This window comes from Bacillus thuringiensis (assembly GCF_001182785.1).
GTDB lineage: Bacteria > Bacillota > Bacilli > Bacillales > Bacillaceae_G > Bacillus_A > Bacillus_A thuringiensis_S.
The window spans coordinates 1,768,240-1,781,877 of sequence record NZ_CP012099.1 but is presented as its reverse complement, the minus strand read 5'-3'; the positions used below and the strand labels follow the sequence as shown (position 1 = coordinate 1,781,877).

The following is a 13,638-nucleotide window of genomic DNA, read 5'->3' as shown; positions in this document are numbered from 1 at the left end:
CCCCTTATAATTTATTTACTTGCAGAACATCAATTAATTTTTTCAACTGACTAACAAGTAATATCGCTTCATTTTCAGTACAAACTGCTGTGAGTTTCATTTCAGAAACACCACTAGTATCTCTTTCGTTTAAATGTAAAGAAGAAATATAATAACCACGCCGAGCAAAAATCCCACTTATACGTAATAAGACGCTTGGCTCGTTATGAATAACGAGTGAAAAAGTATGACTCATTCTTCCCACCTCTTCATAATCATTTCGTTATTCCCTTTGTTTGGCGGAACCATCGGAAATACGTTTTCACCTTCTTCTACACAAAAATCAACTACGACAGGACCTTCGTGAGCAAATGCTTCTAACATCACTTGTTTTGCCTCGGTTGAATTTGTTGCTCTTAATCCCTTTACTCCATAAGCTTCTGCTACTTTCACAAAATCTGGTGATCCAATTTTTGATTCTGATAAACGATTTTCATAAAACATTTCTTGCCATTGCCTTACCATCCCTAAAAATTTGTTATTTATGATAAATACTTTTACAGGGATGTTATTTTCAGCAATTGTTTGTAGTTCTTGAATGTTCATTTGAAAAGAAGCGTCACCTGCAATACAAATGACAAGTTCTTCTTTTTTAGCTAGCTGAGCACCAATTGCTGCTGGAAAACCAAACCCCATTGTTCCTAATCCTCCAGAGGTAAGGAACGTCCGAGGTTTTCTTGCTTTATAGAAGTGAGCAGCCCACATTTGATGCTGACCTACTTCTGTTGTGACAATCGCTTCACCATTCGTTAATTCACTTACTAAGTTGATCACATGCTGTGGTTTTAACTCAGATTCTTTTTGCTTATAAGAAAGTGGATATTCTTCTTTCCATGTCTTTACTTTCTGAAGCCATTCGTCTGTTTGTGTATAAATAGACATATGTAACAGCATGTGTAACGCTTTTTTTACATCACCAACAATCGGATGTTCTACAGTTACATTTTTATGAAACTCAGAAGAATCAATATCAATATGTACTTTTTTCGAGTTTGGAGAAAAAAGTTCTAATTTTCCTGTTACACGATCATCGAAGCGAACACCTAATGCAAGTAGTAAATCACATTCTGTTACCGCCATATTAGCAGCGTATGTCCCATGCATACCAAGCATCCCTAGAAACAATGGATCATCCGGTGGATATGCACCAAGTCCCATTAAAGTTGAAACGACTGGAATACGGTTCTCCCTTGCGAATTCGAAGAGTTCATCGGATCCACCTGAATGAATGACACCTCCTCCAATATAAAGAAGTGGACGCTTAGATTTTGAAATTGCTTTAGCCACCTCTCTAAGTTTCATGCTGTCTGGTACAAGTTCTGGTTTGTACCCCGGAATATCAACTTCTTCATTAAAGAAACTGGTGACTTTTGCATTTTGAACATCTTTTGGAATATCAATTAATACTGGTCCGGGTCGTCCGCTTTCGGCGATGTAAAAAGCTTCTTGCACAATTCGTAATACATGATTTACATCACGAACTTGGTAATTATGCTTCGTAACAGGTACTGTAATTCCAACAACATCTGCTTCTTGAAATCCATCTTTACCAATTAAAGGCGTTGCAACTTGCCCGGTAATGACAACTAAAGGAATCGAATCCATATAAGCGTCTGCTAAACCCGTAACTAAATTTGTCGCCCCTGGGCCAGAGGTAGCAAAGACTACCCCGACCTTTCCAGAAGCTCTCGCATATCCTTCAGCCGCATGAATGGCAGCTTGTTCATGACGAGTTAAAACATGTTTCAAACCACTTTCGTATAAAGCATCGTATATTGGCAAGATTGCTCCGCCCGGATAGCCGAAAACGGTCGTTACACCTAATCTCTTTAAACATTGAATCACATGCCCAGCGCCTGTCATTTCTTCATACTGTAATTTCTCATACGCTGTATACTGCTGCTTCATTTCCATTAACTCCTCTCCTTATTTACGCTAAGCTTTCCGTCAGCCCGGGAACACGTACTCCTCTTTCTCTCGTTAATTTTTTAAATTCTTCGGTCAATTGTTTCGTTACACTTCCTGGTTTCCCATCTCCAATTTCTCTCGAATCAACTTTTACAACTGGAATTAACTCCGCTGCTGTTCCTGTTAAAAATACTTCATCTGCTACATATACATCATGGCGAGTGAACGGTCTTTCCTCACACGGAATACTCAGTCGCTCACATAGCTCGATAACACTATTTCTCGTAATACCTTCTAATGCTCCTAAATAGGATGGCGGGGTTAATACTTTTCCATCTTTCACAACGAAAACATTATCACCAGAACCTTCACAAACATATCCTTGTTGATTTAACATAAGAGCCTCTAACACTCCTGCTTGCGCCGCTTCAATTTTTACAAGTACGTTATTTAAATAATTCATTGACTTAATACGTGGATCTAACGCGTCTGGTGTATTACGTCTCGATGCAACAGATACAACGCTTAGCCCATTATCATAAAATTCTTGTGGGAATAACTTTAATTGTTCTGCAATGATAATTACGCTCGGCTTCACACAACTTCTCGGATCGAGCCCTAAGTCACCTTTTCCTCTTGAGACAATTAAGCGAATGTAAGCATCAGTATATTCATTTTTTTGAAGTGTATGTAAAACTGCTTCTTCCATTTCTTCTACCGTCATCGGAATTGTTAGTAAAATAGATTTCGCTGATTCATACAATCGTTTCACATGTTCTTTTAAACAAAATACATTTCCTCCGTAACTACGAATCCCTTCAAATACACCGTCTCCGTATAAAAAACCGTGATCATATACTGAAACAACTGCCTTTTCTTTTTCTACAAATTCCCCATTCATGTAAATGTACTGGTTTCCCATCTCACATCGCTCCTCTTTTTTCTCTATTTTTTGCAATCTATTTCTACATCGATTGCTGAGATGAGTATTTTTAACAGAATATTCAGTATATAACCCTTAAAAATATACTCGTCTCAACAATCGATTACTTACATACTTGTAGCAATCCATTGCTGAGACGAGGGAATCGTGGTACCACTCAGCTTCCTTATACTCCTCACGAAATATAAGCTCTGCAAGTCCAATTAGACTTTTTGTTTTTCTATCGGAAACAACTCCGCTGCTTTTTACTAGTTTTCAAAAGTAGTGCTCCGAGGTGATCTTCAATGATGAAATTGTTACCACCCTCACAGCTTCTGGGCAGCTCTCTGAAACAATTTTTATCATTTACTCTCCTCTTCTACGCATTATCGTATTCTATTTTAAAAATAAAAACTCTCGCCTCAGCAATCAACTACTACAATTTAGTAGCTTTGATTGCTGAGGCGAGAGTTTCGCGGTACCACTCAGCTTCCTTATACTTCTCACGAAATATAAGCTTTGTAGGTCCAATTAGACCCCCGTCCTTTTACCGGAGACGATGCCGCCGCCCACTACTCAGTTTCCCTTTCGCAAGCGATGCTCCGAGGCGATCTTCAATGATTCGATTGTTACTACCCTCACAGCCTTGGAGTAGCTCTCTGAAACGATCATAATCATCTACTTTCCTCTTCTTTGCATATACAACATATAAAGTTAGAAAATTCTTAATTAACTTTTATTTGTTACACGTATTATAGGACGTTGTTCTTTTCCTTGTCAACATGTTTTTTCAAAAAAATCGAAATTCATTCTATTTATTTTTTCTCAAATCAAAATTGGAATGAATTACTTACATACACTCATATATTGCTTAAGTATGTTTGCACTACTACATAAAGAAAAATTTATGAGGAGATGAGGAAACTATGTTAAAAGGGAAAGTAGCGTTAGTTACAGGAGCAAGCCGAGGAATTGGACGAGCGATCGCTAAACGTTTAGCAAATGACGGTGCATTGGTTGCTGTTCATTACGGTAATCGAAAAGATGACGCTGAAGAAACTGTTCATGAAATTCGATCAGATGGTGGCCAAGCTTTTTCTATCGGCGCAAATTTAGAATCCTTACACGGTGTAGAAAACCTTTATAACGCTTTAGATACTGAATTACAAATGCGCACTGGTGAAACACAATTTGATATTTTAATAAACAATGCTGGCATTGGTCCTGGTGCTTTTATTGAAGAAACGACTGAACAATTTTTTGATAGAATGTTTTCAGTAAATGCAAAAGCACCATTCTTTATCATTCAACAAGCACTGCCACGTTTACGTGACAATAGCCGAATTATTAATATTTCATCCGCTGCCACCCGCATTTCTTTACCTGATTTTGTTGCATATAGTATGACGAAAGGCGCTATTAATACAATGACTTTTACGCTAGCAAAACAGCTTGGAGCACGAGGAATAACGGTGAATGCAATACTTCCAGGATTTATTAAAACAGATATGAATGCAGAACTCTTGAGCGACCCGATGATGAAGCAGTACGCTACTACTATTTCCGCTTTCAATCGCTTAGGTGAAGTAGAAGACATTGCCGATACTGCTGCATTCCTTGCTTCTCCAGACAGCCGCTGGGTTACTGGACAATTAATTGACGTGAGCGGAGGATCTTGTTTATAAAAAACATATATTTTCAAATCTTTTTTATTGCGCAATAAAACAATTTATATAATACTATATAAAACATATACATTTAGGAGGATTACAGCAATGTCCGAAAAAACATACGAACTCGCAACCTTCGCAGGTGGTTGCTTTTGGTGCATGGTAAAACCATTTGATGAACTTCCTGGTATTCATAAAGTACTTTCTGGCTATGCAGGAGGTCATGTAGAAAACCCAACATATGAACAAGTAAAAGCTGGAACATCTGGACATTTAGAAGTTGTTCAAATTACATTCGATCCTTCTATTTTTCCTTATCAAAAATTACTAGACTTATATTGGCCACAAATCGATCCAACTGATGATGGCGGACAATTTTTTGACCGTGGTCCATCTTATCGTACCGCTATTTTTTATCATAACGAAACACAAAAAGGGCTTGCTGAAAAATCAAAACAAGCTCTTGCAGAAAGCGGTATGTTTAAAGATCCAATCGTGACTGAAATTCGTCCTGCTGCACCTTTTTACGAAGCAGAGGAATACCACCAACATTTCTATAAAAAGAATCCAGAGAAATATGCTACTGAGCAAAAAAAATCTGGGCGTGAAGACTTTATAAAAGAAAATTGGCAAAAAAAATAATAAAAATGCATCGTGCTTTTTTAGTACGATGCGTTTTTATTTTTGATAAAAGTACCATACAATTAATAGAACAATTGCTGTTAGTGACCAAAGTACTATCTCGTTTTTCACTCTATTCTTTTTCTTATTCATTTCATTCCCTCCTAAAAACTATTGAACATATTCAAGTTGTTCTTTGTTTAATTGACCACCTTATATACGTGAATACATCCTTACAAATTCTAATAGCAAGACCACCAATAATTCCGATTGCAATTGAAATTACTAACATCTGTCCAAAACTAAAAGAATTTGTGTACGTTATGTAGAGAACGATACATATAAGTAAAACATCCGGTAAAGAAAGTAAAAACCTTTTAAGCATTCCTTTATCTCCTCTATACTTTATTTATATCTTCTACTGTAATTTTGAAATATAGTTTGTTCAAAAATTCCATTTAGACCCTCATTTTATGAAAAATAATAAGAATTCCTTTTCAAAAGAGATTCTTATTCAGTAGATTTAAGTTTAATTATTTTGTACATATCCTATTCCATAATTACTCCTAAAATAGAATAATATTACTAATTATTTATTGTAAATTGACTATTCGCCAGGCAACCGAATGTCGCGCCAGCTATCTACATCGCATTGGCCAAATTCATTATTACCTACCGCGACCACCGTGCCGTTTGATTTAAGACCGACTGTATGTGCACAACCAGCCGCTATCGCTACAATATCGCGCCAATCGCTTACGTTACATTGACCATACTCATTCCAGCCCACTGCCACCACGGTACCGTTTGATTTAAGTCCGATTGTATGATTCGTACCAGCCGCTATTGCTACAATGTCTCTCCAGCCACTTACATCACACTGGTTATGTTTATCATTCCCCACTGCCGTCACCGTGCCGTCTCGTTTAAGACCAACAGTATGAAGATAACCAGCCTTGACCGATACAATACCTCGCCAGCTACTTACATTGCATTGACCATATCGATCATTCCCCACAGTCGTTACTGTACCATCCAATTTAAGACCGACTGTATGCCAGTCACCCGCTGTGACTGCCACAATACCTTGCCAACTGCTTACATTGCATTCTCCTTCTTTATTTCGGCCCACCGCTACTACTGTACCATCCGATTTAAGGCCAACAGTATGACAACGCCCCGCCGCTATCGTATCTTTAGGCCAGCGTTTCACTTTTTCTTTCGATAAAAGGTAACCCATGTTTTACCTCCTTGCATATAAGCAACTGTATCATAATAGATATTTTTATCAAATTTCATTATAAATCTACATTTACAAAGAAAACTTATTTTACTTCTTCCAAAAATAAAAACCTCCAGTTTAAATACTAGAGGTTTTCTCGTTATTTTTTCAAGCGGTCAATAAAATCGGTCAATTTATCTAGCGATTTCATATTCTGATTGCAAGCTACACCATCTTTGCAAATGTAGTTTCCCTTTTTAACGAAAGTTCCTGGTACATCACCTTTAATTTCAACTAAAAACATTCCTACTTCTTCATGTCCATGACATAACGAACAAATGCTTTTTTTATTTAAACTTTGGAACGTTCCTTGCAGACCAACAAATTTATTTTTATCATTTTTCGCTATAATAAATTTCCTGCTTGACCCCTTATCAATCCAGCTTAAATAAGATATTTCTTTCATATCCATTTCTTCCATATCAGGAAGTTTTAACTTTTTCGCTTTTGGAAATAATTTTTTTAATGTTTGTGCTGTAACTTCTTGAAACGGAATTACATACGGATTTATTTTCATTAAAAATGATTCTGCATCTTCTCTATTCTGAACTGTTAATACCGTATCAATTAACTCTTTCTGTTCATCCGTTAAATTTTCAAATACATGTATTATCTTTTCAATCGCAAGCGATTTTAACGCTTGAATTACACCTCTATCATTTGCCGTCGCATGCCCGTTTGCTAAAATATAAGCTTGTGATTTTATAAAATTATATTGATCACTTCTAATAAACGCTTCCATCTTTATCACTCCATACAAATTGTTGATCTAGTTTTATTGTATACAATGATTACGTTTTTTGATATGTAAAAGATAACTTAGAAACAAACATTACATATATCACTTATTCTCTACCGCTGCATTTCCTGACAAAAGAAGCCATCATCTGTTTTCCATTCCGCATATAATACGTCTTCAAATTTAGTAATTCCTTTTTGCTTTATTTGTTTATAAAGCCACCCTTCATCAAATCCGGCTTCCCTCAAATTATCCTTAACTACTTTTCCATCACTAATTAATGAAATTGGTAAGTATACAGGCTTATGTTTTAAACTTAAATCATTTACAGTAGGAGATTCGTATTTACTTTTTTTCAAAACGCTTATGTTTCCGTTAGGTTCCAATATCATATATTCAACTTCTCGGATTGAAAATATATCTTTTTGTTGCCTAAGCATTTGTTGTAATTGATTTATATCCAAATGATTTACGCTTAATTGTTCACGATCAATCTTTCCATTACGAATAATAATTGAAGGATATCCTTCAAAAAACCTTCTTGTTCCTCTTACTTTTTGTGTTATCACTTCAATAGTATAAATTAAAATGACCCAAACAAATACTGAATATAAAATAGACCATACTTTAATTTTAGGATCATATATTGAATTTCCAACGAGCTCACCTAGGACGATTGCAGAAATAAAATCAAAGGGCGTTAGCTGAGATATTTGTGTTTTCCCTAATATTTTTGTAGCAATTAATAGAACAAAAAAACCAATTAAAAGCTCTATCGTTATTTGTCCAATATGATTCATATATGTTCACCTTTCTACTCTTCAAGTGCTCTGTATACCATTTAATAAAAAAACGGCACATTTTTTCTATTATCATGCCCGTTCACACTTCATATATCCAATACATATAAAACAAAAAGAGTCTGATTCAAAGTAATATATGAATCAGACTCTTTTCCTCTTATTTAGAATACACAATCTTTTTAATCGTTTCCCCAGAAAGAAAATATTCTTCTGCAAGTTGATGAATAGCAATCCCACTTTTAAACGCTTCTTTAATCGCTTTATTTCTTTCATCTAGTTGTTTTCTTCCGCCAGATCGTGTACCCCATTTATAATGTTTCGTTTCTTGTTTCGGAATGTAAATTGTTTCACCTTGTATATACTTTTGAATTTCAGTAATTAAACTCTCTGGTAAAACAGCATTAGCTTTTACGTATTTCATTTCTGCTCGCCCCTTATTTTTTATGGTTCATTTCAATAAGGTGCAAAGCCAAATATAAAAAATGATACGAGCTCATATAGGCGATTGTATATTACTTGTCTACCTCACGCAAAGTATCGCCATTTCCATACTTGGCTTTGCATGAGACGTTGCAGTGTCTGGCAATTGAATTATAATCGCCATATAAACACCTCCTAATATACCTTTTGCATTTTATTATATGATAAATTCCTTCCCCTTGCATCCACACTCTTCTTAAAGCACGAAATTACTTAGTTTGATATAATACTTTTTAATTGAATCAAAAATCATTGTGAGGTTACATTATGAAGAAAAAAATTATCATTACAATCGTTATACTATTCTTTATTATCACCGCATTATTCGGAACATACAAATTGATGAACGCAAGAAGCTTTCAATTATTTGGAGATTTAACACAACGCGTAGAAACAAATGAAAAAGTGATCGCTTTAACTTTTGATGATGGCCCTACTAACAATGTAAAACAAATATTACCGCTACTAGATACATACAACGCTAAAGCTACTTTCTTTTTAATTGGAAATGAATTAGAGAAAAATCTATCGTTAGGAGAAGCTATCGCGCAATCTGGGCACCAACTTGGAAACCATACATATTCTCATAATAGAATGGTTTTCAAAACACCTTCTTTTATTAAAGATGAAATAGAAAAAACGAATTCATTAATCCGCCAAACAGGATTTACAAACGAAATTGATTTTAGGCCCCCTAACGGAAAAAAATTAATTGGACTACCCTATTATTTAAATAAAAATAATATCGAAACAATTATATGGGATCTTGAGCCCGATACTTTTTATAAATCTGCGGCTGATAAAATTGAATACGTTAATAAAAATGTAAAACCAGGTTCTATCATTTTACTGCACTCTATGTATGATGAGTCTAATAAAAATTTACAAACAATTGAAGGTATTTTAGACTCTTTATCTAAGAAGGGCTATCAGTTCGTAACAGTAAACGAATTACAAAAAAGGGGGAAATAAAAAGGTAGCGTATCATATAACGATACGCTACCTTTCTTTTTAAATAATGCCAAGTACATTTAAGAATACGATAATAATCGCAATTGGTGCGATAAAGCGAAGTAAGAATAACCATAATACGAACAGTTTATAACCCTTATTTTTACTTACACCAAGCTCTTTCATTAATACATCTTTCTTCATTTTTAAAGGAACAAAGATAGAAACTAATAATACACCAAGTGGCATTAGTACGTTACTAACTGCATAGTCCGCTAAATCAAAGACTGTCTTTCCAAAAATCTTCAGATCACTTAATATACCGAATGATAATGCTGATGGTACCCCAACAACGAAGATTAATAACCCTACGATTAAGGCCATTTTTTCACGTTTCCCTTTACCTTTTGCAGTTAAAGATGCAACACTAATTTCTAACATCGAAATTGCTGATGTAATCGTAGCGAAGAAGAATAGTAATAAGAAAACGATGAAGAATAATTTTCCGAACGCCATTTTACTGAAAATAGCTGGCAATACGATAAATAATAGTCCCGGCCCTTGAGATGGTTCCATTCCAAATGCGAACACAACTGGGAAAATTGCAAGTCCTGCAAGTAATGTAATAACAAGAGTTAAAGCTACGATAGAAAATGCCGAACGTGGTAAACTTTCTTCTTTCGGTAAGTATGAACTATACGTTACCATTACAGCTACACCGACTGATAACGAGAAGAACGATTGACCCATTGCATATAAAATAACTTCTGATGTTACATGTGAGAAATCAGGTTGTAAGAAGAAACGAACGCCTTCTCCAGCACCATCTAACGTAAGTGCACGAACGATTAATACAAAGAATAAAACGAATAGCGCTGGCATGAAATATTTATTTACTTTTTCAACACCATTTTGTACACCTTTACTTACGATAAAAATAGTAATAAGGATGAATAATAGCTGTGATCCAACTGCTAAATATGGATTGGAAATGATTTCACCAAACGTAGCTTCGTATGCTCCATTTCCTTCCCATAGTCTACCTGTAATTGCATTCCATAAATATAATATAATCCAGCCTCCTACAACACTGTAGAAAGAAAGTAATATGAAACATGTTACAATTCCTAATTTACCTAACCAAGGCCATAACGTTTTAGGAGCAATCTCTCTATACGCATCCACAGCCTCTTTTTGTGTACTTCTTCCAATAACAAATTCAGCTAATAATAGCGGTAAACCAATTAGTAATGTGAAACCGATGAAAATAAGAAAGAATGCGCCGCCCCCTCCAATTCCAGCCATATACGGGAACTTCCAAATCGCCCCTAGACCAATTGCTGAACCTGCTGCAGCTAATACGAAACCTAATTTCGATGTCCATTGCTGTGAATTCATTTGTTAATCTCCTCTCTGTCTCTTTTTCTTTGTTACAATTCGGTATTTATATTGTTCTATCAATACTCTTTTCTAATACGTTCACTTCCTCCCTAATAAAAAAACGTCCCTACGTAAATACGTAGGGACGACAAAAATATCGCGGTACCACCCTAGTTGTGAAGAACACTAAGAAGCAACCTAAATAAAAACGCCCCTACGCAAAAACGTAGGGACGATAAAATATCGCGGTACCACCCTAGTTATGAAGCCACACCAAAGTTAGGACCTAAATAAAAAACGTCCCTACGTAAATACGTAGGGACGATAAATATCGCGGTACCACCCTAGTTGTGAAAAGATCTTCACCACTTTATTTGATAACGGTATAAACTACCGTCTTTCATTTCCTCATAATGTGAGATTTATGAAAGATGCTCCAGGACGAACTTCATGAATAATCTATATACTGATTCACACCAACCATCAGCTCTCTGAAATAGGGAGATATTCACTACTATACCCTTTCATTGCCCAAATATTATTTTCCGAATTGATTACTATCATTTTTATCACACATTAAAAATAGTGTCAACTTATATTTTGAATTTTTATGTATTACAATCTATTTAAAAATTCGAAATGTGAGTTTTAGTTTAGAAAACAAGTGGATTAGTACATAACGAATTCTAACAGGCAATAGAAAAAGAATTACGTATTATTGATACTTATTCAATAATACAACTGACCTAGAAACATAACCTGCCTCTATCTGTATTAGTTTTTTAAGAGTTTGATGGATACCAAGAAAATTTTGCATCACTATCCAGTGGCCTATTTTTCGTTTCTTCTTTAATTACACAAAACCATTCATTTAGAATTTGAGTTTTGGACAATTGAGCAGCAAGGCTATCTTCCCAAATTATATGTGAGAACCAGGCTTTCGTTTCCCATTCAAACTGCAATTGTGCGAACGAAATTATAGGGTGATCAGCTTCACGAAATTGCTCATTTACTGCCTTTGAAACTTCTAGGGCTTGCGGTAACAACTCGTTCTGAATTCTAATTCTTATCGTCTCATTTTCTAGCTGATCCCAGAAATACAATTGTCCATTTATTTGATAAAAAATATCAAATGAAGCCCCACCTTTCTTCAAATTCAATAATACGAAGGCACGTTCCACATCATTGTCAGCCGCCTTTACAGCATTAACAATTATATTTTGTGCCATTGATACCCAGTAACTAGTCGCTTCCTCTACCGGTGATTCAACATACAATTCTTCACTTAATTCATGAAGAGTGGCTTCTTGCTCATTTACTTTTTCAACTTTTTTAAAAAACCTATTAAAAAAACCCATAACTTCCCCCTTATTACTATTTTCTATTTCACAAAATAAAAAATAGATTTTTCTTGCTCATCCACATTTACTCCTGGCGCGTATGTATGAACTTGTTGCAACACTTCTTCTATTAGCAACTCTAACTCCTGCACACTATTTTCTGGATTCCCTATTAATGTATCCGCCATACGTTCATATAATTTTTCAGGTTTAATAGTCATTCGTTCCACATTATTAGGCATCCATTTAAACGCCGGATGGTGTACGTACATTTTATTCAAACCAAATAAAACACCGAATACGTTCCTTTGTACTTCGCAAATAACGTCATAAAGCATAAGCCAATCTTTCCGTTTTAAAAGCGCCTTTCGATTGTGCCAACGATTACTTAACCATAGATTTTCTGAAATCATTCGTTTTGCTAGTTCATCTGGATATGCCGCTACTCTATCTTTTAATTCATTCACTTTCCCTTCTCCATACAAACTAACACCATCATGAACGGATGATACAATACATTGTTTTTCATAACTTATATCATATTGATTCACCACATCCGAAATCACTTTCTCTACTGTCTCTGTTAAAAAGTTACTAATCTCTAATTTGATTCCCTCTTTCGTTAAATACGTTTCCGACCATTCTTCTTCCTCATACGGATGATACGATAATATTGTCCCATCAATATGATGAATAGGAGCCCTACGGTCCTCATCTTCTGGCGGTGTTGACCATAAAATATGTAATTCTATATCTGAATGTTCATCTTCTAGCTTTCTAGCTACTGAACCTGCTAAAATAATAGCTTCTACTTTCGGATTTTGCCTATAAATCCCTGACATCTCTATTGCTTTCTCTTTTAATCCCATTTCATTTCCCCCTAAAATTGCAGTAATCCCCTATACTGCATTTATCTATTTCGATATTATAGCTTGCATTACCTTTTCAAATTCCTACTACATCATATTTCTATCCAAAAGCGCTGAATAACTTCACCAGTACGAGAAGAAACTACTTCATTTTCTAACACACCGCCAACCTTTTGAATCGTTTTAGCAGAACCGATATTGGATTCATCACAAGTTATTAACACTTTCTGTAATCCTAATTTTTGCGCTTCAGCTAATGCAAGTTGTAGTTGTTTCGTAGCGTAACCGTGGCGACGTTTATTTGGATGGACACTATATCCAATATGACCGCTTTCCCGTAATAATTCTGGATTTAATCTATGTCTAATATTCACAAAACCTATAAGTTCCCCTTTTTCAAAACTTAAAAACTGACTAGATGGCACTCGATTAGCTAGTAAATTTTCTCCTAGTTCTTGTTTACTCACTTTTTCAAACCATTCATCAAGAGAATCAAAGTTTTGTAAAGAACTACTTCCATGTGGTTGTTCCCCTGAGTGTAAAAATGCGTGTCTATACGCTGTAATATGCTCACTATATTCATGGGTTGGTTTTAATAGTTTCATTGTTCTTCTCCCCTCTTCATTCCATAAAA

At 35.3% G+C, this 13,638-nt stretch carries 14 protein-coding genes, 1 pseudogene and 3 other annotated features; of the genes and pseudogenes, 3 read left to right on the top strand and 12 right to left on the bottom strand.

What is annotated here, in order from left to right:
- Positions 1 to 4 precede the first annotated feature (4 nt).
- Genes AC241_RS09385 through ilvE form a run of 3 tightly spaced genes read right to left on the bottom strand, consistent with a single transcriptional unit; the run spans position 5 to position 2,869 of the window.
- Entirely contained in the window at positions 5 to 235 is a 231-nt protein-coding gene (locus AC241_RS09385) for an ACT domain-containing protein (RefSeq protein WP_016082082.1), read from the bottom strand.
- Entirely contained in the window at positions 232 to 1,947 is a 1,716-nt protein-coding gene (ilvB, locus tag AC241_RS09380) for an acetolactate synthase large subunit (RefSeq protein ID WP_050844823.1), read from the bottom strand. The genes AC241_RS09385 and ilvB overlap by 4 nt, the downstream gene beginning before the upstream one ends.
- A 22-nt stretch (positions 1,948 to 1,969) precedes the next feature.
- Positions 1,970 to 2,869, bottom strand: a complete 900-nt coding sequence (gene ilvE, locus AC241_RS09375) for a branched-chain-amino-acid transaminase (RefSeq protein WP_000528161.1) — start codon at positions 2,867 to 2,869, stop codon at positions 1,970 to 1,972.
- Between the two features lie 150 nt (positions 2,870 to 3,019).
- Positions 3,020 to 3,260, bottom strand: a binding site (T-box leader).
- 66 nt (positions 3,261 to 3,326) lie between these two features.
- Positions 3,327 to 3,572 (bottom strand) — a binding site (T-box leader).
- Between the two features lie 223 nt (positions 3,573 to 3,795).
- On the opposite strand from ilvE, the gene AC241_RS09370 reads away from it, so the two are divergent.
- Positions 3,796 to 4,554: an SDR family oxidoreductase gene (locus AC241_RS09370; RefSeq protein WP_050843241.1), complete on the top strand. Its 759-nt coding sequence runs from the start codon at positions 3,796 to 3,798 to the stop codon at positions 4,552 to 4,554.
- Between the two features lie 90 nt (positions 4,555 to 4,644).
- Entirely contained in the window at positions 4,645 to 5,181 is a 537-nt protein-coding gene (gene msrA / locus AC241_RS09365) for a peptide-methionine (S)-S-oxide reductase MsrA (protein WP_029441975.1), read from the top strand.
- A 163-nt stretch (positions 5,182 to 5,344) separates the two neighbouring features.
- Here the strand turns inward: msrA and AC241_RS09360 are convergent, their stop codons facing one another.
- From AC241_RS09360 to AC241_RS09340, 5 genes and pseudogenes are all read right to left on the bottom strand, one after another.
- The gene (locus AC241_RS09360; RefSeq protein ID WP_029441974.1) at positions 5,345 to 5,545 is read right to left on the bottom strand and encodes a hypothetical protein; all 201 of its coding nucleotides are present in this window, start codon (positions 5,543 to 5,545) and stop codon (positions 5,345 to 5,347) included.
- A gap of 222 nt (positions 5,546 to 5,767) precedes the next feature.
- Positions 5,768 to 6,349, bottom strand: a pseudogene (locus AC241_RS09355) (RCC1 domain-containing protein); the annotation flags it as partial.
- Between the two features lie 193 nt (positions 6,350 to 6,542).
- Positions 6,543 to 7,184 carry a FusB/FusC family EF-G-binding protein gene (locus AC241_RS09350; RefSeq protein ID WP_029441972.1) on the bottom strand — a complete coding sequence of 214 codons (642 nt, stop codon included), beginning with the start codon at positions 7,182 to 7,184 and terminating at the stop codon, positions 6,543 to 6,545.
- A 110-nt stretch (positions 7,185 to 7,294) separates the two neighbouring features.
- A complete protein-coding gene (locus AC241_RS09345; protein ID WP_001015535.1) occupies positions 7,295 to 7,981 on the bottom strand; it encodes a DUF421 domain-containing protein in 687 nt (228 codons plus the stop codon).
- Between the two features lie 160 nt (positions 7,982 to 8,141).
- The gene (locus tag AC241_RS09340) at positions 8,142 to 8,405 is read right to left on the bottom strand and encodes a CD3324 family protein (protein ID WP_000878325.1); all 264 of its coding nucleotides are present in this window, start codon (positions 8,403 to 8,405) and stop codon (positions 8,142 to 8,144) included.
- A 326-nt stretch (positions 8,406 to 8,731) separates the two neighbouring features.
- Here AC241_RS09340 and AC241_RS09335 point away from each other — a divergent pair, with 326 nt between their 5' ends.
- Positions 8,732 to 9,436 carry a polysaccharide deacetylase family protein gene (locus AC241_RS09335; protein ID WP_029441971.1) on the top strand — a complete coding sequence of 235 codons (705 nt, stop codon included), beginning with the start codon at positions 8,732 to 8,734 and terminating at the stop codon, positions 9,434 to 9,436.
- 39 nt (positions 9,437 to 9,475) lie between these two features.
- Here the strand turns inward: AC241_RS09335 and AC241_RS09330 are convergent, their stop codons facing one another.
- The 4 genes from AC241_RS09330 to AC241_RS09315 all read right to left on the bottom strand — a co-directional run bounded on the left by AC241_RS09330 (position 9,476) and on the right by AC241_RS09315 (position 13,609).
- Complete coding sequence (locus AC241_RS09330) at positions 9,476 to 10,813, bottom strand: sodium-dependent transporter (protein ID WP_029441970.1); 1,338 nt, start codon at positions 10,811 to 10,813, stop codon at positions 9,476 to 9,478.
- A gap of 296 nt (positions 10,814 to 11,109) precedes the next feature.
- Positions 11,110 to 11,332, bottom strand: a binding site (T-box leader).
- 245 nt (positions 11,333 to 11,577) lie between these two features.
- On the bottom strand, positions 11,578 to 12,153 hold the full coding sequence (locus AC241_RS09325) for a hypothetical protein (RefSeq protein WP_050843237.1): 576 nt from the start codon (positions 12,151 to 12,153) through the stop codon (positions 11,578 to 11,580).
- Between the two features lie 23 nt (positions 12,154 to 12,176).
- Positions 12,177 to 13,004: a DUF4037 domain-containing protein gene (locus AC241_RS09320; RefSeq protein ID WP_016082090.1), complete on the bottom strand. Its 828-nt coding sequence runs from the start codon at positions 13,002 to 13,004 to the stop codon at positions 12,177 to 12,179.
- A 92-nt stretch (positions 13,005 to 13,096) separates the two neighbouring features.
- The gene (locus tag AC241_RS09315) at positions 13,097 to 13,609 is read right to left on the bottom strand and encodes a GNAT family N-acetyltransferase (RefSeq protein WP_050843235.1); all 513 of its coding nucleotides are present in this window, start codon (positions 13,607 to 13,609) and stop codon (positions 13,097 to 13,099) included.
- Between the last annotated feature and the right edge of the window lie 29 nt (positions 13,610 to 13,638).

Coding starts and splice junctions, on each gene's coding strand:
- AC241_RS09385 (WP_016082082.1), bottom strand. CDS start 235: ATGAGTCATACTTTTTCACTCGTTATTCATAACGAGCCAAGCGTCTTA.
- ilvB (WP_050844823.1), bottom strand. CDS start 1,947: ATGAAGCAGCAGTATACAGCGTATGAGAAATTACAGTATGAAGAAATG.
- ilvE (WP_000528161.1), bottom strand. CDS start 2,869: ATGGGAAACCAGTACATTTACATGAATGGGGAATTTGTAGAAAAAGAA.
- AC241_RS09370 (WP_050843241.1), top strand. CDS start 3,796: ATGTTAAAAGGGAAAGTAGCGTTAGTTACAGGAGCAAGCCGAGGAATT.
- msrA (WP_029441975.1), top strand. CDS start 4,645: ATGTCCGAAAAAACATACGAACTCGCAACCTTCGCAGGTGGTTGCTTT.
- AC241_RS09360 (WP_029441974.1), bottom strand. CDS start 5,545: ATGCTTAAAAGGTTTTTACTTTCTTTACCGGATGTTTTACTTATATGT.
- AC241_RS09350 (WP_029441972.1), bottom strand. CDS start 7,184: ATGGAAGCGTTTATTAGAAGTGATCAATATAATTTTATAAAATCACAA.
- AC241_RS09345 (WP_001015535.1), bottom strand. CDS start 7,981: ATGAATCATATTGGACAAATAACGATAGAGCTTTTAATTGGTTTTTTT.
- AC241_RS09340 (WP_000878325.1), bottom strand. CDS start 8,405: ATGAAATACGTAAAAGCTAATGCTGTTTTACCAGAGAGTTTAATTACT.
- AC241_RS09335 (WP_029441971.1), top strand. CDS start 8,732: ATGAAGAAAAAAATTATCATTACAATCGTTATACTATTCTTTATTATC.
- AC241_RS09330 (WP_029441970.1), bottom strand. CDS start 10,813: ATGAATTCACAGCAATGGACATCGAAATTAGGTTTCGTATTAGCTGCA.
- AC241_RS09325 (WP_050843237.1), bottom strand. CDS start 12,153: ATGGGTTTTTTTAATAGGTTTTTTAAAAAAGTTGAAAAAGTAAATGAG.
- AC241_RS09320 (WP_016082090.1), bottom strand. CDS start 13,004: ATGGGATTAAAAGAGAAAGCAATAGAGATGTCAGGGATTTATAGGCAA.
- AC241_RS09315 (WP_050843235.1), bottom strand. CDS start 13,609: ATGAAACTATTAAAACCAACCCATGAATATAGTGAGCATATTACAGCG.